The 18,734-nt window shown below is 73.1% G+C and carries 16 protein-coding genes; 10 read left to right on the forward strand and 6 right to left on the reverse strand.

The annotated features are described in order from the left end of the window. Window positions 1–137 precede the first annotated feature (137 nt). Window positions 138–1,184 carry a glycoside hydrolase family 6 protein gene (locus IE106_RS00240; protein WP_189529170.1) on the forward strand — a complete coding sequence of 349 codons (1,047 nt, stop codon included), beginning with the start codon at window positions 138–140 and terminating at the stop codon, window positions 1,182–1,184. A 52-nt stretch (window positions 1,185–1,236) separates the two neighbouring features. Here IE106_RS00240 and glxA read toward each other — a convergent pair whose 3' ends face one another. The 4 genes from glxA to IE106_RS00260 all read right to left on the reverse strand — a co-directional run bounded on the left by glxA (window position 1,237) and on the right by IE106_RS00260 (window position 5,795). After that, a complete protein-coding gene (gene glxA, locus IE106_RS00245; protein WP_189529171.1) occupies window positions 1,237–3,213 on the reverse strand; it encodes a radical copper oxidase GlxA in 1,977 nt (658 codons plus the stop codon). A gap of 3 nt (window positions 3,214–3,216) precedes the next feature. Beyond that, entirely contained in the window at window positions 3,217–5,010 is a 1,794-nt protein-coding gene (locus tag IE106_RS00250; RefSeq protein ID WP_229839979.1) for a glycosyltransferase family 2 protein, read from the reverse strand. Window positions 5,011–5,163: 153 nt separating this feature from the next. Next, complete coding sequence (locus IE106_RS00255; protein WP_189529173.1) at window positions 5,164–5,454, reverse strand: MTH1187 family thiamine-binding protein; 291 nt, start codon at window positions 5,452–5,454, stop codon at window positions 5,164–5,166. After that, window positions 5,451–5,795: a DUF3817 domain-containing protein gene (locus IE106_RS00260; protein WP_189529174.1), complete on the reverse strand. Its 345-nt coding sequence runs from the start codon at window positions 5,793–5,795 to the stop codon at window positions 5,451–5,453. The genes IE106_RS00255 and IE106_RS00260 overlap by 4 nt, the downstream gene beginning before the upstream one ends. A 152-nt stretch (window positions 5,796–5,947) precedes the next feature. Between IE106_RS00260 and IE106_RS00265 the strand changes: the two genes are divergently transcribed. From IE106_RS00265 to IE106_RS00280, 4 genes are all read left to right on the forward strand, one after another. Continuing rightward, on the forward strand, window positions 5,948–6,586 hold the full coding sequence (locus tag IE106_RS00265; RefSeq protein WP_189529175.1) for an AIM24 family protein: 639 nt from the start codon (window positions 5,948–5,950) through the stop codon (window positions 6,584–6,586). Then, on the forward strand, window positions 6,586–7,236 hold the full coding sequence (locus IE106_RS00270; RefSeq protein WP_189529176.1) for an AIM24 family protein: 651 nt from the start codon (window positions 6,586–6,588) through the stop codon (window positions 7,234–7,236). Before IE106_RS00265 ends, IE106_RS00270 begins: the two co-directional genes overlap by 1 nt. Beyond that, a complete protein-coding gene (locus tag IE106_RS00275) occupies window positions 7,233–8,027 on the forward strand; it encodes an AIM24 family protein (RefSeq protein WP_189529177.1) in 795 nt (264 codons plus the stop codon). Before IE106_RS00270 ends, IE106_RS00275 begins: the two co-directional genes overlap by 4 nt. Before the next feature lie 131 nt (window positions 8,028–8,158). Next, entirely contained in the window at window positions 8,159–8,635 is a 477-nt protein-coding gene (locus IE106_RS00280; RefSeq protein WP_189529178.1) for a MarR family winged helix-turn-helix transcriptional regulator, read from the forward strand. A 144-nt stretch (window positions 8,636–8,779) separates the two neighbouring features. Here IE106_RS00280 and meaB read toward each other — a convergent pair whose 3' ends face one another. Next, window positions 8,780–9,736, reverse strand: a complete 957-nt coding sequence (gene meaB / locus IE106_RS00285) for a methylmalonyl Co-A mutase-associated GTPase MeaB (protein WP_189529889.1) — start codon at window positions 9,734–9,736, stop codon at window positions 8,780–8,782. A 15-nt stretch (window positions 9,737–9,751) separates the two neighbouring features. After that, window positions 9,752–10,963, reverse strand: a complete 1,212-nt coding sequence (locus IE106_RS00290; RefSeq protein ID WP_189529179.1) for an acetyl-CoA C-acetyltransferase — start codon at window positions 10,961–10,963, stop codon at window positions 9,752–9,754. 149 nt (window positions 10,964–11,112) lie between these two features. On the opposite strand from IE106_RS00290, the gene mce reads away from it, so the two are divergent. The 5 genes from mce (at window position 11,113) to IE106_RS00315 (ending at window position 18,633) form a co-directional block, all read left to right on the forward strand. After that, the gene (gene mce / locus IE106_RS00295) at window positions 11,113–11,553 is read left to right on the forward strand and encodes a methylmalonyl-CoA epimerase (RefSeq protein WP_189529180.1); all 441 of its coding nucleotides are present in this window, start codon (window positions 11,113–11,115) and stop codon (window positions 11,551–11,553) included. A 175-nt stretch (window positions 11,554–11,728) separates the two neighbouring features. Further along, entirely contained in the window at window positions 11,729–15,694 is a 3,966-nt protein-coding gene (scy, locus tag IE106_RS00300; RefSeq protein ID WP_189529181.1) for a polarized growth protein Scy, read from the forward strand. A gap of 115 nt (window positions 15,695–15,809) precedes the next feature. After that, window positions 15,810–16,745, forward strand: a complete 936-nt coding sequence (locus IE106_RS00305) for a coiled-coil domain-containing protein (RefSeq protein ID WP_189529182.1) — start codon at window positions 15,810–15,812, stop codon at window positions 16,743–16,745. A gap of 160 nt (window positions 16,746–16,905) precedes the next feature. Beyond that, window positions 16,906–17,850: an ATP-binding cassette domain-containing protein gene (locus IE106_RS00310; RefSeq protein WP_189529183.1), complete on the forward strand. Its 945-nt coding sequence runs from the start codon at window positions 16,906–16,908 to the stop codon at window positions 17,848–17,850. Window positions 17,851–17,853: 3 nt separating this feature from the next. Then, window positions 17,854–18,633: an ABC transporter permease gene (locus IE106_RS00315; RefSeq protein ID WP_189529184.1), complete on the forward strand. Its 780-nt coding sequence runs from the start codon at window positions 17,854–17,856 to the stop codon at window positions 18,631–18,633. Window positions 18,634–18,734 lie beyond the last annotated feature (101 nt).

Consider the following 18,734-nt stretch of genomic DNA (forward strand, 5'->3'; position numbering starts at 1 on the left):
GTCAGCCCGATCTCACACTTCGGGCGCCGGGCCGCTCCGGCACCCCTCCAGGCGTCACTCCCGGTGTCGCACGGCGACTGCGCGTGACCACCGTGTCACGATGGCCGGGTCTGCCCGCAGCGATCCGAGGGATCTTGATGTCCGGCAACCGACCGTCGTCCCGCGCCCTGCTCACCCTGACGCTCACCGCCCTCCTCGTCGCCTCCGGCTGCTCCTCCGGCCCCGGCCGGGGCGACGGCACCGCCGGGGAGCCGCCCTCCCCCGCGCCGGCCAGGCGGGGCGAGGCCGCCGCCCCCTCCTCCGGCTCCCCGTTCTGGGTCGACCCGGACAGCGCGGCGGCGCGGCAGGTGAGGGAGTACGAGGCGGCCGGCCGCACCGAGGAGGCGCGGCTCCTGCGGCGGATCTCCGAACGCCCCGCCGCGATCTGGCCGTCCGGCGACGACCCCGCGCGGGACGTGGCGCGGGCGGTGCGCGGCGCGACCGGCGAGGGGCGGACGGTCGTCCTCGCCGCGTACAACGTCCCGCACCGCGACTGCGGCCGGTACTCGGCGGGCGGCGCCCCGGACGGGGAGGCGTACGGGCGGTGGGTCGACGCGTTCGCGGACGCCATCGGCGACGCCCCGGCCATCGTCGTCCTGGAACCGGACGCCGTGGCGCACGTGGTGGACGGCTGCACGACCGGGGCGGGCGCACAGGAGCGCTACCGGCTGCTGTCCCGGGCCGTGGACCGGCTGAAGCGGCAGCCGAACACCAGGGTGTACCTGGACGCGGGCAACCCGGCGTGGATGAGGGACCCGGGCCGGCTGGTGGAACCGCTGCGGCGCGCCGGCGTCGAACGGGCGGACGGCTTCGCGCTGAACGTGGCGAACTTCGAGACGGACGAGGTGGTCCGGGCGTTCGGGACGGAGCTGTCGGGGCTGCTGGGCGGGGCCCACTTCACCGTGGACACCAGCCGCAACGGCGCGGGACCGCTGCCCGGCGGCGGCGAGGAGGCGTGGTGCAACCCGCCGGGCCGGGCGCTGGGCACGCCGCCCACCCTGCGGACCGGCGACCGGCTGGTCGACGCGTACCTGTGGGTGAAGCGGCCCGGCGAGTCGGACGGCACCTGCCGGGGCGGGCCGGCGGCGGGCACCTGGTGGCCGGAGTACGCCCTGGGCCTGGCGCGCCGGGCGCCCGCCGCCTAGGCCGTGCCTTCGAAGTCCCGTCCGCCGGACGATGCCGCTTCGAGGACCCTCCCTAGCCGCGCGGCTCCCGGAGGTCGACCCTGATCCACTTGGCGACGGACGGGCGGCCCTCGGCGTCGAGGGCGAACAGCATGTACCAGCCCGGCGGCACCAGGGTCGGGTCGAGCGGCGCCTCGACGGTGACGGAGTCCTCGGTCCGCGTGATCCCCAGTTCGACGGAGCGCTGCTCCACGTCCGTGGTGTGGGTGACGGCGCTCGGCCGCATCAGCCGGGCCTTGGTGATGCGGCCGGCGTCCTTCGTCGCGAAGGTGGCGCGGCCGTCGCGGTCGAACGCGCTCGGCCCGTCGCCGAGGACCGGGCGGCGGCGGGGGGCGTCGCCCTGGAGGTAGGGCGGGGTGAAGACCTCCACGCGCTGCTCGAACGTGCCGATCCTGGTGTTGTCCTTGTCGCCGAACAGCGGGTCGGAGCCGAAGGTGGCCACGCGGCCGTCCGGCAGCAGCAGGGCCTCGGAGTGGTAGTTGCGGCCGACGGTCGGCTCGGCGGCCGGGCGGAAGCCGTTGGTGCGCGGCTCGTAGAACTGCGCCTTGAGGATGTCGCTGGCGCCGCGGCCCCGGTAGTCGCGGGAGCCGCCGGTGGTGAAGACGGTGTCGTCGGGCAGCAGGACGCTGCTGAGGTAGCGGGTGCCCTCGGGGAGGGTGGGCCCGGCCCGGAAGACGGGGCTCTGCTCCTTGAGGTCGATGACGGCCGTGCGGGGCGTCGACAGGGCCGACTCGCCGACCCCGCCGCCGCCGAGGACCATCAGCTTCTGCTCCTGGACGGGCGGGAGGATGAGGGAGGCGGAGGTCTCCAGCTGGTCGGGGTCGTCGATGCCGCGGATCTCCTGGAAGACGTTCCTCCTCAGGTCCCACAGGCCGGGGACGCGGCCCTTGTCGGCCGGGCCGTAGCCGGCGTTGGAGCCGGTGTAGAAGAGCTTGCCGCCCTGGGTGAGGAAGAGGGCGGGGTAGGTGGGGAAGTAGCGGAAGGGGCCCCGGGTCCACTTCTTGGTCCTCGGGTCGTAGATCTCGTTGTCGCCGGGGACGACGTCGCCCACCTCGTCGAGGCCGGAGACGGCGAGGACCCTGCCGTCCTGGAGGGTGACGAGGGTGGGGTACCAGCGGGCGTCCTTCATCGGGGCGACGGGCACGTACCGCTCGGCGACCGGGTCGAACTCGTAGGCCGACTTGATGCCCTGGAAGTCCTGCTTGTTGGTGGTGAGCTTCTGGGCGATGCCGTAGACGTTCCGCGCGTCCTCGCCCTTGAGCCCGCGGATCGTGTACTGGGCGGCCTGGGTGGTGAGCCCCTGCGGGCCCTCCTTCCTGGCCTCGACGAAGACCCGGGCCTCGGCGGCGGTGACCCGGGTCTCCCAGGGCTTCATCCGGCCGGTCGCGGAGTACGAGACCTTGAACTCGCGCTTCGCCCGGGGGACCGTCACGTCCTGGGTGGAGACGTACTCGACGCCGCCCGGGGAGCGGAAGACGGTGCCCTTCCTGAGGGTGACCGCCTTGTCGGGGCTCTCGTTCTTGACGCGCATGGCGCCGCCGGCGCGCTTCACCTCGCCGTCGAGGACCTCGTAGCGGGCCGTGCCGCCGGCGACGAGGAGGCGGCCGTCGGGGAGCTGGCTGTGGCCGGCGCAGAAGAAGTCCTCGGGGGTGTCGACGGCCTGGAAGGTGTGGGCGGCGGGGTCCCAGAGGATGGTCTTGAAGGTGCCGGCGTCGAAGCTCTTCTGGTTGTTGCCCGACCCGGCGATGAGGAGGACCTTGCCGGTGCGCAGCAGGGCGGCGTGGATGGCGTTGAGGCGGTGCTCGCCGGGGACGTGGACCTGCTCCCAGGAGCCGTACCGCGCCTTGTAGCCGGGCTGGGAGATCTTGTAGGCGTGGTACTTCTCCTCGGCGAAGGAGAGCGCGGCCGGGGCGTTGAGGCCGGCGAGGACGACGAAGGCGCCGCCGCCGAGCAGGGTCTTCTTGAACTTCCTGGACGGCCGGTAGGCCATGGCTCAGTTCCCTCCGGAGGTGGTGGCGAGTGCGGCCTCGGGTTCCTCGCCGCGCGCGGCCCGCCGGGCGGTGACGCGGCGCTCCCGGACGGTGGACCGGGCCCAGACGGCGACGGGCGCGAGGGAGACGGCCAGGGCGAGGACCGCCCAGGTGCGCATGGCCGCGTGGGTGTGGCCGAAGTGGACGGACGCGAGGAGCGCGGAGGCGAGGACGGCGGCCCAGCCCAGGTGGATGCGGAAGGTGGCCAGCCGGTCGGGGCTGGCCTCGCCGCCCTTGGGGGTGACCACGAACCGGCCGCTGGTGCGCAGGACGGCGGAGGTGAGGGACGCGAGGTAGACGGGCGCGCAGAGGGCGGACATGGCCATGCCGGCGAGGCCGCCGGAGCCCTCGGGTTCGTGGGGGGAGACGTTGTGGCGGCGGTTCCACAGGTAGAGGCCGATCTGGAGGGCGGCGGCGTCGCTGTAGAGCATCAGCCAGACGGAGGAGGAGACCTGGGTGCCGGAGGCCCCGAACCACAGGTGGAGGGTGCAGCTGAGGACGCCGAGGAACCAGTTGACGGCGGTCATCGGGTAGTAGGCGAGCATCAGGGTGTAGTTGAGGAGGCGCCCCGGCGGGGTGCGCAGGGGCGCCTTCCAGTACTGCTTGAGCAGCGTCTCGTAGGTGCCGCGGGACCAGCGGATCTGCTGGGTGAAGAAGTCGGTCCAGGAGGCGGGGCCCTCGCCCACGGCGAGCACGTCGGGCGTGTAGACCGACCGCCAGTACCGGCCGGTCGCGGGGTTCCTGCGGCGGTGCAGCTCGAAGCCGGTGGCCATGTCCTCCGTGACGGAGTCGTACAGGCCGCCGACCTGGAGGACGGCGCTCACCCGCACGGCGTTGTTGGTGCCGACGAACATGGGGGCGCGGTAGCGGTTGCCGGCGCGCTGGATGAGGGCGTGGAAGAGGAACTGCTGGGACTCGGCGGCCTTGGTGACGGCGGAGTCGTAGTTGCCGTACACCTGCGGGCCGACGACGAAGGCGACGTCGGGGTCGCGGAAGTAGCCGAGCATCCGCTCCAGGAAGTTCGGCAGCGGCACGTGGTCGGTGTCGACGGACGCGAAGAAGTCGTACGCGTCGCCGTGCAGGGCGATCCACGCGTTGTAGTTGCCGTGCTTGGTCCTCGCCTTGTGGACGCCCGAGCGGCGGTTCCACTCGGGGACGCCCTTGCGGGTGAAGTGGCGGACGCCGAGTTCGGCGCACAGGGCCCTGGCCTGCTCGTCGTCGCCCTCGTCGAGCAGCCAGACGTCCAGGACGCCCTGGTGGCGGACCCGGACGGCGCCCTCCAGGGTGGCCCGCACCATGGGGAGCGGTTCCTTGCCGGGGACGTGGGTGGTCAGGAAGGCCACGCGGGTGCCCGGCTCGGGCAGGACGGGGACCGGGTCGCGGGCGACGAGGGTGGCGTGCGCGATCGAGACGACGTTGACCAGCATGAACAGGCAGATCAGCCCGATCGACGCGAGCATCACCGCGTCGAGCGCGACCAGCCACCGGTCGCCGCCCTCCCGGCGGGTCCGGTGGGTGGGCCAGACCAGGTAGGCGAGGAGGACCGCGGAGAGCACCGGTGCGAGGACCATGAGCAGCACGGCTCGTATTCGGCGCGGCTCGCGGCTGAGCAGGCTGCGGTACTCGACGGTGTGGGCCGCCGGGCCGGGGTCCGTCAGCGGACCGGCGAGACGGCTGTACGCGTCGTAGTCGTACCCGCCGCCGGCGCCCGCCCCGGTGCCGTCGCTGTCGCTGGTGTCGTTGCCCTCCGACCTCAGCACGAGTGCCTCCAGCCTGTCGAGCGGGATCGCTTACCCCCACGAAAGGGGACAGGTGGGCACGTGTCGATCTGGAGGCCCCCGACCGGGCGTACGGCTCGGCGGGTCGGGGGCCCCGGGGCGGGCGCCGCCCGGGGGCGGGCGGCGCCGGGGTCAGGCCAGGTGGCGTTCCACCGTGGCGACCTTGGCGGTGAGGCCGTCGGTCACCCCGGGGCGGATGTCGGCCTTCAGGACGAGGGAGACGCGCGGGGCGCGGGCCTCGACGGCCGCGACGGCGCGCCGGACGACGTCCATGACCTCGTCCCACTCCCCCTCGACGGAGGTGAACATCGCGTCGGTGCGGTTCGGCAGCCCCGACTCGCGGACGACGCGCACGGCCTCGGCGACGTACTCGCCGACCTCCTCGCCGACGCCCAGCGGCGTGACGGAGAACGCGACGATCACGCGTCCACCGTCCCCTCGCGCCGGGCGCGGGAGGCGATCACGGCGTCGTCGGCGGCGCGCTTCAGCCTCCGGTCGGCGTAGAAGCCGCCGAGCGGGACGACGGAGAGGACGAAGTACAGCACGCCGGTCTTCACGTCCCACTTGGCGTTCTTCCAGGCGTCCAGCCAGAAGACCACGTACAGCAGGAAGAGGAAGCCGTGGACGGCGCCCATGAGGGGGACGGCGTTGAACTCCGTCGTGCGCTTGAGGACCGAGCAGAGGAGCAGCACGAGGAAGGAGACCGCCTCGGGGCCGGAGACGAGCCGGAGGCGGTGGAGGGCGGATGCGGTCTTGATGTCCACGGGAACAGGCACCTTCTGCGCGGGGATCGATCTTGTGAACGATTGCACAAGCGTCCGTACATTCTGTCAGGTGGCCGCGCCGGGGCGTGCCCAGGGTCCGGATCCCCCCGGCGGAGCTGTCCTCACCGCCGCCCGCCGGTTACCGTCGGCCCGTGGCAACCTTCCGACTCCAAGGCAGCAAGGTCCTGGCCGTCGACGTGACCGGTGACGCGGTCAGGGCGAAGAACGGCTCGATGGTCGCGTACGAGGGCCGGATGGCCTTCAAGAAGATGAGCGGCGGCGGCGAGGGCCTCCGCGGCATGGTCACCCGGCGGCTCACCGGCGAGCAGATGGAGGTCATGGAGGTGAGGGGGCAGGGCACCTGCTACTTCGCGGACCGGGCCTCCGACGTCACCGTGCTGGCGCTGCACGGCGACAAGCTGTGCGTCGAGGCGAGCAACCTGCTCTGCTCCGACGGCGGGCTGCGCACCGGGACGACGTTCACCGGGCTGCGCGGCGGCGCCGGCGGCACCGGGCTGTTCACCACCACGGTCGAGGGCTCCGGCCAGGTGGCGATCACGTCGGACGGGCCGGCCGTGGTGCTGCGCGTGACGCCGCGGTACCCGCTGTCGGTGGACCCCGGGGCGTACGTGGCCCACCAGGGGGACCTCCGGCAGAGCTTCCAGTCCGGCGTGACGTTCCGCACGCTGCTGGGCGAGGGGGGCGGCGAGGCGTTCCAGATCCGGTTCGAGGGCGACGGGCTGGTGTACGTGCAGCCGAGCGAGCGCAACACCGTGGGAGGCGACGTCTGATGCCGTTCCGGGAGATCAACTCCAAGGTGGTCGAGGCCACGGTCGCGCCGGGGCAGCGGATGTTCAGCCAGCGCGGGGCGATGCTCGCGTACCGGGGGGACGTCACTTTCACGCCGAACACGGCCGGCGGCCAGGGCGGGGTGATGGCGATGCTGGGCCGGCGCGCGGCCGGTGAGGCGGCGCCGCTGATGACGGTCGAGGGCGAGGGCACGGTGCTGTTCGGACACGGCGGCCACCACGTGCAGGTGATCCGGCTCGCCGGGGACACGCTGTACGTGGAGGCGGACCGGCTGCTGGCGTTCGACGGGAGCCTGGAGCAGGGGACGATGTTCATGGGCGCGCAGGGCGGCGTCATGGGCATGGTGCGCGGTCAGGTGACGGGGCAGGGCCTGTTCACCACGACCCTCAAGGGGCACGGCGCCGTCGCCGTCATGGCGCACGGCGGGGTCCTGGAGCTGCCCGTCACCCCGGAGCGGCCGGTCCACGTGGACCCGCAGGCGTACGTCGCGCACCACGGCGACGTACGCAACAGGCTCTCCACCGCGCTCGGCTGGCGCGACATGGTGGGGCGCGGCTCGGGCGAGGCGTTCCAGCTGGAGCTGAGCGGCAGTGGTGCGGTGTACGTCCAGGCGTCGGAGGAGAAGCTGTGAACGCGTCCGCGGTGCACGACCCGTCGACTCTGCCGAGCGACGACAACGTCAACCCGTACACCTTCTGCGTGGACCTCAAGGGGTCCCGGTGGTTCCTGCAGAAGGGCAAGATGATCGCCTACTACGGGGACGTCTCCTTCCAGGGCGTCGGGCACGGGGCCCTGGACCGGCTGGTGCGCACGAGCTTCCACTCGCCGATGCACGCCGGCGACTGGGTGGTGGCGGAGGGCAGCGGGAAGATGCTGCTCGCGGACCGGGCGTTCGACGTGAACTCCTACGACCTGGACGAGGGCAACCTGACCGTCCGGTCCGGGAACCTGCTGGCCTTCGAGCCGTCGCTGTCGCTGAAGCAGTCGATCGTGCCGGGGTTCCTGACGCTGATCGGGACGGGCACGTTCGTGGCGGCGTCCAACGGGCCGGTGGTGTTCATGGAGCCCCCGATCCGGGTCGACCCGCAGGCGCTGGTGGGCTGGGCGGACTGCCCGTCGCCGTGCCACCACTACGACCACGCGTACCTGAGCGGGGTGCTGGGCGGCCTGCGGGCGCTGACGGGGATCGGCGGGGCGTCGGGCGAGGAGCACCAGTTCGAGTTCGTCGGGGCCGGGACGGTCCTGCTCCAGTCGTCGGAGGCGCTGCTGCCGGAGCGGGGCACCGGAACCGTTCCGCACGAGCCGGGCGTCCCCGGGGGCGGGGCGCCGCACCCGGGACACGGTTCCGGCCAGGGCTCGCACGGGTCGGCACCGCGCCTTCCCGGCCAGCTGGGGGACCTCCAGCGTCGCTTCGGGCTGTGAGCGGTAGTCTGCGGAGTGTGACGCGCTCGAACGTCTGCGCCCTTGCGGGGACGTCGAGGACGGGGGACGGGGAAGCAGAGCGGCGTCACCTCACTTCGTCCAATTTTCAACTTCTTAGGTAGAATCCATATATGGAGACCGAGGCGGCCATCCCATGGCTCACCGACACCGAACAGTGCGCCTGGCGCACGTACCTGGACGTCAACCGACTCCTGACGTACCAGCTGGAGAGGGACCTCCAGCCGTTCGGCCTGACCTACAACGACTACGAGATCCTCGTGAACCTCTCGGAGTCCCCCGACCGGCGCATGCGGATGAGTGACCTCGCCGCCGCCACCCTCCAGTCCAAGAGCCGGCTCTCGCACCAGATCACCCGCATGGAGAACGCCGGGCTGGTCCGCCGCGAGAACTGCGAGTCGGACCGGCGCGGACTGTACGCCGTGCTCACCGACCAGGGCATGGAGACCATGCGGAAGGTGGCGCCGCACCACGTCGAGTCGGTGCGCAGGCACTTCATCGACCAGCTGCCCCCCGAGGCGCTGACCGGCCTCCACGCCTCCCTGCGGCCCATCGCGGAGCACCTGCGAGGACTGCGCGGCAAGCCCTAGGACGGGCGCACACGCCCCCGCGCTGCCCCGCGGGGCGCTCTCCCCGGTGAGGGCCACGCCGACGGATCCTCCACCCGGGACCACGAGCCACACGCGAAACGGCCCCACCCCGATCTCGGGGCGGGGCCGTTCGCCGTACCCGCGTCAGCGGCCCGTCAGGCCCGCCACCAGTTCGTCGGCGGCCGCGTACGGGTCGAGCTCGCCCGCCACGATCCGCTCGGCGAGCGCCCCGAGGCGCCGGTCGCCGTGCAGGTCGCCGATCCGCTCGCGCAGCGCGGTGACCGCGATGGTCTCCACCTCGTGGGCCGCGCGGGCCCGGCGGCGCTCCGCGAGGACCCCGTGCTCCTCCATCCACGCGCGGTGCTTCTCCAGGGCCTCCACGACCTCGTCGACGCCCTCCCCGCGCGCGGCGACCGTCTTGACGATCGGCGGCCGCCAGTCGCCCGGCGCCCGGGACTCCCCGAGGCCCAGCATGTGGTTCAGCTCGCGGGCCGTGGCGTCCGCGCCGTCCCGGTCCGCCTTGTTCACCACGTACACGTCGCCGATCTCCAGGATCCCGGCCTTCGCCGCCTGGATCCCGTCGCCCATGCCCGGCGCCAGCAGCACCACGGAGGTGTCGGCCTGCGAGGCGATCTCCACCTCGGACTGGCCGACGCCGACCGTCTCCACCAGCACCACGTCGCAGCCCGCCGCGTCCAGCACCCGGATCGCCTGCGGCGCCGCCCACGCCAGGCCGCCCAGGTGCCCGCGGGTGGCCATGGAGCGGATGTAGACGCCCGGGTCCGAGGCGTGGTCGGACATCCGGACCCGGTCGCCCAGCAGGGCGCCGCCGGAGAACGGCGACGACGGGTCGACCGCGAGGACGCCGACCCGCTTGCCGGCCCTGCGGTACGCGGAGACCAGCGCCGACGTCGACGTGGACTTGCCGACGCCGGGCGAGCCCGTCAGGCCCACCACGTACGCACCGCCCGACAGCGGGGCCAGCGCCGCCATCACCTCACGGAGCTGCGGGGACGCCCCCTCCACGAGCGAGATCAGCCGGGCCACGGCCCGCGGCCGGCCCTCCCGTGCCTGGGCGACCAGTGCGGGGACGTCCACCATCACGTACAGAGCTCCTTACTTCGCCGAAGCGCTCGGGACACGCAGGATCAGCGCGTCGCCCTGGCCGGTGCCGCCGCACAGGCCCGCCGCGCCGATGCCGCCGCCGCGCCGCCTGAGCTCCAGCGCCAGGTGCAGCACGATACGGGCGCCGGACATGCCGATGGGGTGGCCCAGGGCGATCGCGCCACCGTTGACGTTCACCTTTTCAGGGGAAACGCCCAGGTCCTTCATGGACTGCACGGCGACGGCGCCGAACGCCTCGTTGATCTCGATCAGGTCGAGGTCCTCCACGCCCAGGCCCTCCTTCTTCAGGGCGTGCAGGATCGCGTTGGACGGCTGGGAGTGGAGGCTGTTGTCCGGGCCCGCGACGTTGCCGTGCGCGCCGATCTCGGCGATCCACTCCAGGCCCAGCTCCTGGGCCTTGGCCTTGCTCATCACCACGACGGCCGCGGCGCCGTCGGAGATCTGGGAGGACGAGCCGGCCGTGATCGTGCCGTCCTTGTCGAACGCCGGGCGGAGCTTGGCGAGCGTCTCGACGGTCGTCTCCGGGCGGATGCCCTCGTCCTTGGCGAAGATCACCGGGTCGCCCTTGCGCTGCGGGATCTCGATCGGGGTGATCTCGGCCTCGAACAGGCCGTTCTTCTGGGCGGCCGCCGCACGCTGGTGCGACAGGGCGGAGACCTCGTCCTGCTCGGCGCGGCCGATGCCGAGGCGGACGTTGTGCCGCTCGGTGGAGGCGCCCATCGCGATGCCGTCGAACGGGTCGGTGAGGCCGTCGTACGCCGCCACGTCGAGCATCTCGATCGCGCCGTACTTGTAGCCCTCGCGGGACTTGGGGAGCAGGTGCGGCGCGTTGGTCATGGACTCCTGGCCGCCGGCGACGATCACGTCGAACTCGCCGGCGCGGATCAGCTGGTCGGCGAGGGCGATGGCGTCGAGCCCGGAGAGGCAGACCTTGTTGACCGTCAGCGCCGGGACGCTCATCGGGATGCCGGCCTTGACGGCGGCCTGCCGGGCGGGGATCTGCCCGGCGCCCGCCTGGAGCACCTGGCCCATGATCACGTACTGCACCTGGTCGCCGCCGATGCCCGCCCGCTCCAGCGCGGCCTTGATGGCGAAGGCACCGAGGTCGACACCGGAGAAGGACTTGAGCGAGCCGAGCAGCCGGCCCATGGGCGTACGGGCACCCGCGACGATGACGGAGGTGGTACCGGTCGTTCCAGACATGAGGACGATCCCCTTTCAGCCCGGGGGGGCTGCGGAGTGAACGAGGGTTTACCGCCAATGTACTGAGCGGTACCAGTCCCGGTCACCGGGCGATCGGTGTGACGGCGCGCACGTTGCGTAACCGGCCGGTGGAGCGCTGCACTGTTCGCATGCTCACGAGAATCGACCACATCGGGATCGCCTGCTTCGACCTCGACAAGACCGTCGAGTTCTACCGCTCGACGTACGGCTTCGAGGTCTTCCACACCGAGGTCAACGAGGAGCAGGGGGTCCGCGAGGCCATGCTCAAGATCAACGAGACCTCCGACGGCGGCGCCTCCTACCTCCAGCTGCTGGAACCCACCCGCGAGGACTCCACCGTCGCCAAGTGGCTGGCGAAGAACGGCGAGGGCGTCCACCACATCGCCTTCGGCACGGCCGACGTGGACGGCGTCGCCGCCGACGTCCGCGGCAAGGGCGTCCGGGTCCTCTACGACGAGCCCCGGCGCGGCTCGATGGGGTCCCGCATCACGTTCCTGCACCCCAAGGACTGCCACGGCGTGCTCACCGAACTGGTCACGTCGGCCGAGCCCTCCTCGGCCGAGCACTGAACCGACACACCCCGGCCCGGTAGAGTGGGCGGCTCCGGGCCGGGGCCGGGTCGGTGCCGCCTGCGGCGGCGTCGTCGGAAGCGTCGATCTGACACCATTCCCCGGGGGCCCGTTCGCCGGCGAACGGTGCCCGTACGAAGAGAGTTCGCGACCAGGGGACGGATGGGACCGCGCAGTGCGGGGCTACGAACGCCAGGAGAGCCACCGGGCTGACGACGACCACCTTTCGCGGTTCGAGGCCGAGATGGACCGGCTGAAGACCGAGCGGGAGAAGGCCGTCCAGCACGCCGAGGACCTCGGTTACCAGGTCGAGGTGTTGCGCGCCAAGCTCCACGAGGCGCGGCGCGCCATCGCGTCCCGGCCTGCCTACGACAGCGCCGACATCGGCTACCAGGCCGAGCAGATGCTGCGCAACGCCCAGATGCAGGCCGAGCAGATGCGCTCCGACGCGGAGCGCGAGCTGCGCGAGGCCCGCGCCCAGACCCAGCGCATCCTCCAGGAGCACGCCGAGCACCAGGCCCGTCTCCAGGCGGAGTTGCACAACGAGGCCGTGCAGCGGCGCCAGCAGCTCGACCAGGAGCTCGCCGAGCGCCGCCGGACCGTCGAGGCGCACGTCAACGAGAACGTCGCCTGGGCGGAGCAGCTGCGCGCCCGTACCGAGGCCCAGGCGCGGCGCCTGATGGAGGAGTCCCGCGCCGAGGCCGAGCAGGCCCTGGGCGCCGCCCGCGCCGAGGCCGCCCGCGTCGCGGAGGAGGCCCGCCAGCGGCTGGCCGCCGAGTCGGAGGCCGCCCGCGTCGAGGCCGAGTCCCTCCTGCTGCGCGCCCGCAAGGACGCCGAGCGGCTCCTCAACGCCGCCTCCGCGCAGGCCCAGGAGGCCACCAGCCACGCCGAGCGGCTCCGCACGGCCACCGCCACCGAGTCCGAGCAGGCCCGCCAGCAGGCCGCCGAGCTGAGCCGCGCCGCCGAGCAGCGGATGCAGGAGGCGGAGGAGCGGCTGCGGCTGGCCCGCGCCGAGGCCGACAAGGTCGTCGCCGCCGCCACCGAGGACGCCACCAAGCGCGTCACCGCCGCCGAGTCGGCCAACGAGCAGCGCACCCGTACCGCGAAGGCCGAGATCGCCCGCCTGGTCGGCGAGGCCACCAAGGAGGCCGAGGCCCTCCGCGCGGACGCCGAGCAGGCGCTCGCGGACGCCCGCGCCGAGGCCGAGAAGCTGGTCGCGAAGGCCGCCGAGAAGGCCCGCACGAAGGCCGCCGAGGACTCCGCCGCCCAGCTCGCCAGCGCCGCCCGCGCCGCCGAGGAGATGCTCGGCAAGGCGTCCGAGGACGCCCAGGCGACCACCCGCAAGGCGACCGAGGAGGCCGAGCGGATCCGCCGCGAGGCGGAGGCCGAGGCCGACCGGCTCGTCGGCGAGGCCGCCGACACGGCCGAGCAGCTGCGCGGCGCCGCGAAGGACGACACCAAGGAGTACCGCGCCAAGACCGTCGAGCTCCAGGAGGAGGCGCGGCGGCTGCGCGGGGAGGCCGAGCAGCTGCGGTCCGAGGCGATCGCGGAGGGCGAGCGGATCCGCGCCGAGGCCCGGCGCGAGTCCGTCCAGCAGATCGAGGAGGCGGCCAAGACCGCCGAGGAGCTGCTGACCCAGGCGAAGGCGGACGCGGACGAGCTGCGCGCGGCGGCGACCGCCGAGAGCGAGCGGGTCCGCACGGAGGCCGTCGAGCGGGCGGCCGCCCTGCGCACCCAGGCCGAGGAGGTCCTGGAGCGCACGCGCGCGGAGGCCGAGCAGCTGCGCGCGGACGCCGAGGAGCAGGCCGAGTCGGTGCGGACGGCCGCCGAGGCCGCCGCCGAGGCCCTGCGCGCGGAGGCCGAGCGGGGGGTCGCGGCCCGGCAGGCGGAGGCCGCCGAGGAGCTGACGCGGCTTCACGAGGAGGCGGAGGCCCGGCTCACCGCCGCCGAGCAGGCCCTCTCCGACGCCCGCGCGGAGTCGGAGCGGCTGCGCCGGGAGGCCGCCGAGGAGGCGGAGCGGCTGCGCACCGAGGCCGCCGAGCGGCGGCGCGCGCTCCAGGAGCAGGCCGAGCAGGAGGCCGAGCGGCTGCGCACCGAGGCCGCGGTGGACGCGTCGAGTTCGCGCGCCGAGGCGGAGAACACCGCCGTACGGCTCCGGGCCGAGGCCGCCGCCGAGGCGGAGCGGCTCAGGACGGAGGCGCAGGAGACCGCCGACCGCGTGCGCGCCGAGGCGCAAGGAGCGTCGGAACGGCTCAAGACGGAGGCCGCCGAGGAACTGGCGGCCGCGCAGGAGGAGGCCAACCGGCGCCGCCGGGAGGCCGAGGAGACGCTGGGCGCCGCGCGCACCGAGGCCGACCAGGAGCGCGCCCGCGCCCGGGAGCAGAGCGAGGAGCTGCTGGCGTCGGCCCGCAAGCGGGTCGAGGAGGCCCAGGCGGAGGCGCAGCGGCTGGTCGAGGAGGCGGACCAGCGGGCCACGGAGCTCGTGTCCGCCGCCGAGCAGACCGCGCAGCAGGTGCGGGACTCGGTCGCCGGCCTCCAGGAGGCGGCCGAGGAGGAGGTCGCCGGGCTGCGCTCGGCGGCCGAGCACGCCGCGGAGCGGACGCGTACGGAGGCGCAGGAGGAGGCGGACCGGGTCCGGGCCGACGCCTACCAGGAGCGGGAGCGGGCCGCCGAGGACGCGGCACGGGTCCGGACGCGCGCGCAGGAGGAGTCCGAGGCGGCGAAGGCGCTGGCCGAACGGGCCGTCAAGGAGGCGCTGGCGGAGGCCGAGCGGCTCAAGGCGGACAGCTCCGAGTACGCGCAGCGGGTGCGGACGGAGGCGTCGGACTCGCTCGCCTCGGCCGAGCAGGACGCGGCGCGTACGCGTGCGGAGGCCCGCGGCGACGCCAACCGGATCCGTTCCGAGGCGGCCGCGCAGGCGGACCGGCTCGTCACGGAGGCGTCCGCCGAGGCGGAGAAGCTGGTCGGCGACGCCACGGCGAAGGCCGAGGGGATCGTCGGCGAGGCGACCGGTGAGGCGGAGCGGCTGCGCTCCGAGGCGACCCTGGAGGCGGACCGGCTGGCGACCGAGGCGGTCGAGGTCCTCGACGAGGCGCAGGCCGAGGCGGACCGGCTGCGCGACGAGGCGCGCAGGGCGGCCGACAAGCGGCGCGCCGACGCGGCGGGGCAGGCCGACAAGCTCGTCGCGGAGGCCACCGGCGAGGCGGAGCGGCTGCGTGCCGAGGCCGCCGAGACGGTCGGTTCCGCGCAGCAGGCCGCCGCGCGGATCCGCGCGGAGGCCGAGCGGCACCTCAAGGAGACCGAGGAGGCGGCGGAGCGGCTGCGCGCGGAGGCCCGCGCGGAGGCGGACCGGCTGCTGGACGAGGCGCGGGAGGCCGCGGCCAAGCGCCGGGCGGACGCCGCCGAGCAGGCCGACCAGCTGATGGCGAAGGCGCAGGAGGAGGCGCTGCGCGCCACCACGGAGGCCGAGGCGCAGGCGGACACGATGGTCGGCGCGGCCCGCAAGGAGGCCGAGCGGATCGTGTCCGAGGCGACCATCGAGGGCAACACCCTGGTGGAGAAGGCCCGTACGGACGCGGACGAGCTGCTGGTCGGTGCCCGGAGCGACGCGAACGCCATAAGGGAGCGCATGGAGGAGCTGCGCACGCGGACCGAGGCGGAGATCGAGGAGCTGCACGAGCGGGCCCGCCGGGAGAGCGCCGAGCAGACGCGGGTCGCCGGGGAGCGGGCCGACAAGCTGGTGCGCACGGCGGAGGAGCAGCTGGCCGAGGCGAAGGCGAAGGCCGAGGAGCTGATGGCGGACGCCAACTCGGAGGCGAGCAAGGTCCGTATCGCCGCGGTGAAGAAGGCCGAGGTCCTGCTGAAGGAGGCCAACCAGAAGAAGGCCGACGCGACCCGCGAGGCGCAGAAGACCAAGGAGGACGCCGAGGCCGAGGCCGAGCGCCTGATGGCGGACGGCCGGCGGGAGCTGGAGGTGCTGGTGCGCCGGCAGAAGGACATCAAGGGCGAGATCGCCCGCGTCCAGGCCGTGCTGGAGGCGCTGGAGTCCTTCGAGGCGCCGTCCGGAGGGGACAAGGACGGCGGCGTCAAGGCGGGCGCGACCGTCGGTACCCGTTCGAGTGGCAAGTCAAACACCGGCTGAGCCACTCAAAAGGCTGGACATTCTCCCAATCAAACGGTCATCCGCTCGATGACACGCCGCTCGGGCCCCTAGGATTCCCTCTAACACCTCACCGGTCTCATTCGACAGGAACCCCATGAGCGACACTTCCTCCCCCTTCGGCTTCGAGCTCGTGCGGCGTGGTTACGACCGCGGTCAGGTGGACGACCGCATTACCAAGCTCGTCGCCGACCGTGACAGTGCTCTGGCCCGAATCACCGCTCTGGAAAAGCGCATCGAGGAACTCCACCTCGAGACCCAGAACGCCCAGGCCCAGGTGAGCGACGCCGAGCCGTCGTACGCCGGGCTGGGCGCCCGCGTCGAGAAGATCCTCCGCCTCGCCGAGGAGGAGGCCAAGGACCTGCGCGAGGAGGCCCGCCGCGCCGCCGAGCAGCACCGCGAGCTGGCCGAGTCGGCCGCCCAGCAGGTGCGCAACGACGCGGAGGCCTACGCGACGGAGCGCAAGGCGAAGGCCGAGGACGAGGGCGTCCGCATCGTCGAGAAGGCGCAGTCCGAGGCGAACACGCTGCGCGCCGAGGCGCAGAAGGACGCGCAGTCCAAGCGCGAGGAGGCCGACGCGCTGTTCGAGGAGACGCGCGCCAAGGCCGCCCAGGCCGCCGCCGACTTCGAGACGAACCTCGCCAAGCGGCGCGAGCAGTCGGAGCGCGACCTGGCCTCGCGTCAGGCGAAGGCGGAGAAGCGCCTCGCGGAGATCGAGCACCGCGCGGAGCAGCTGCGCCTGGAGGCGGAGAAGCTGCGTACGGACGCGGAGCGCCGGGCCCGCCAGACGGTGGAGACGGCGCAGCGCCAGGCCGAGGACATCGTGGCCGACGCCAACGCGAAGGCGGACCGCATCCGCAGCGAATCGGAGCGCGAGCTGGCGGCGCTGACGAACCGTCGGGACTCGATCAACGCCCAGCTGACCAACGTCCGCGAGATGCTGGCCACGCTGACCGGTGCCGCCGTCGCGGCGGCGAACGTGCCGGACGACGAGCCCACCGGCCGCGGCGTCCCGGCGCAGCAGTCCCGCTGATCCACCGGCGTACGAGCCGTCGGCGGACGTGCCGTCGGCCGTCCCGGACGGTGGGTCCGCGCGCCGGTCCTGTTCCCCCGTGAGGGCCGGATTCGCGTACTCCGCATGGCCCCCCGCCATTCCAGTGGCGGGGGGCCATGCGCTTCCGTAGCGTGGGCGCATGATCGAACTAGAGGGCCTGACCAAACGTTTCGGCACGAAGACGGCGGTCGACCGTCTCTCCTTCACGGTCCGTCCCGGAATGGTGACCGGGTTCCTCGGGCCGAACGGCGCGGGCAAGTCGACGACCATGCGCATGATGCTGGACCTGGACGCCCCGACGAGCGGCACGGTCCGCATCGACGGCCGGCACTACCGCGAGCTGGACGAGCCGCTGAAGTACATCGGCGCCCTGCTGGACGCCAAGGCGCTGCACGGCGGCCGCACCGCGTACCACAACCTGCTGTGCCTGGCGCAGTCGAACCGCATTCCGGAGCGGCGGGTCGGGGAGGTCCTCGACCTGGTGGGCCTCTCGGCGGTGGCGCGCAAGAAATCGAAGAATTTTTCGATGGGGATGGGGCAGCGGCTGGGAATCGCCGCCGCGCTCCTGGGCGATCCCCGGATTCTGATGTTCGACGAACCCGTCAACGGTCTGGACCCCGAGGGAATTCACTGGATCCGCAATCTGATGAAACATCTCGCGACGGAGGGGCGAACGATCTTCGTTTCGAGTCATCTGATGAGCGAAATGGCGCTGACGGCGGACCACTTGGTCGTCATCGGGCAGGGAAAGCTGCTCGCGGACATGTCGATGGCCGATTTCATCCAGCGGAACTCGCGCAGTTACGTGCGCCTGCGCACCCCCCAGCGGGAGCTCACCCGGGACGTCCTGGCCTCGGCCGGCCTGACGGCGGTGGACGCCGGGGACGGGGCGCTGGAGATCGACGGGGAGTCGACGGAGCGGATCGGCGAACTCCTCGCGGAGCACCGCGTCGTCCTCCACGAGCTGAGCGCCCAGCGGGCCTCGCTGGAGGAGGCGTTCATGCAGATGACCGCGGGCGCGGTCGAGTACCACGCACACGACGGCGCCGGGCCCCAGTGGGGCGCGGACGTGAAGGGGGCCTGAACGATGGCATCGGTACCTGCGGTCCTCCGCTCGGAGTGGACCAAGATCCGCACGGTCGCGTCGACGGTGTGGACGCTGGCCGGCGCGCTGGTCGTGACGGTCGCGGTGGGCGCGGGGCTCAGCGCCCTGATGCGCGCGCAGTTCGACAACCTCCCGGAGTTCGAGCGGGCGACCTTCGACCCGACCGTGATCAGCTTCTCCGGCATGGTGCTGGGGCAGCTGGCGATGGTCGTCTTCGGCGTCCTGGTGGTCGGCACGGAGTACGGCTCCGGAATGATCCGCACCTCGCTGGCGGCGGTGCCGCAGCGTGCGACGTTCCTCTTCGGCAAGGTCACGGTGGCGGGGCTGCTGGCGCTGGCCGTGGGCCTCGTGACCAGCTTCCTGTCGTTCTTCGTCGGCCAGGCGCTGCTCGGCGAGCACCGGACGTCGATCGGTGAGGAGAACGTGCTGCGCGCGGTGATCGGCGGCGGCCTCTACATGGGCCTGATGGCGGTCTTCTCGATGGGCGTGGCGGCGATGCTGCGCTCCTCGATGCTGTCGCTCGGCATCCTCGTGCCGTTCTTCTTCCTCGTGTCGCAGATCCTCTCCGCCGTCCCCGGGGCCAAGGAGGTGGCCCGGTACTTCCCCGACCAGGCCGGATCCAAGATCATGCAGGTGGTGCCGAACGCGATGGGCCAGGACCCGGCCCCGTACGGGCCGTGGGGCGGGCTCGGCATCATGCTCCTGTGGGTGGCGGCGGCCCTCGCCGGGGGCTACGTGGTGCTCAAGAAGCGCGACGCGTAGGTTTCCGGGGGGAGGGTGGAACCGTCACGGCCCCACCCCCCTCTTACCTCCTACGGGTGGCCTTGGCGTGCGTGTGGCGCGCGGCGCCGCCCGCCGTCGGA

The organism is Streptomyces roseolilacinus, assembly GCF_014649335.1.
Classification (GTDB): Bacteria; Actinomycetota; Actinomycetes; order Streptomycetales; family Streptomycetaceae; genus Streptomyces; species Streptomyces roseolilacinus.

Excerpts from the sequence above, each read along its gene's own strand:
- IE106_RS00240 (WP_189529170.1), top strand. The coding sequence starts at position 138 with ATGTCCGGCAACCGACCGTCGTCCCGCGCCCTGCTCACCCTGACGCTC.
- glxA (WP_189529171.1), bottom strand. The coding sequence starts at position 3,213 with ATGGCCTACCGGCCGTCCAGGAAGTTCAAGAAGACCCTGCTCGGCGGC.
- IE106_RS00270 (WP_189529176.1), top strand. The coding sequence starts at position 6,586 with ATGCCGTTCCGGGAGATCAACTCCAAGGTGGTCGAGGCCACGGTCGCG.
- IE106_RS00280 (WP_189529178.1), top strand. The coding sequence starts at position 8,159 with ATGGAGACCGAGGCGGCCATCCCATGGCTCACCGACACCGAACAGTGC.
- meaB (WP_189529889.1), bottom strand. The coding sequence starts at position 9,736 with ATGGTGGACGTCCCCGCACTGGTCGCCCAGGCACGGGAGGGCCGGCCG.
- IE106_RS00290 (WP_189529179.1), bottom strand. The coding sequence starts at position 10,963 with ATGTCTGGAACGACCGGTACCACCTCCGTCATCGTCGCGGGTGCCCGT.
- mce (WP_189529180.1), top strand. The coding sequence starts at position 11,113 with ATGCTCACGAGAATCGACCACATCGGGATCGCCTGCTTCGACCTCGAC.
- IE106_RS00305 (WP_189529182.1), top strand. The coding sequence starts at position 15,810 with ATGAGCGACACTTCCTCCCCCTTCGGCTTCGAGCTCGTGCGGCGTGGT.
- IE106_RS00310 (WP_189529183.1), top strand. The coding sequence starts at position 16,906 with ATGATCGAACTAGAGGGCCTGACCAAACGTTTCGGCACGAAGACGGCG.
- IE106_RS00315 (WP_189529184.1), top strand. The coding sequence starts at position 17,854 with ATGGCATCGGTACCTGCGGTCCTCCGCTCGGAGTGGACCAAGATCCGC.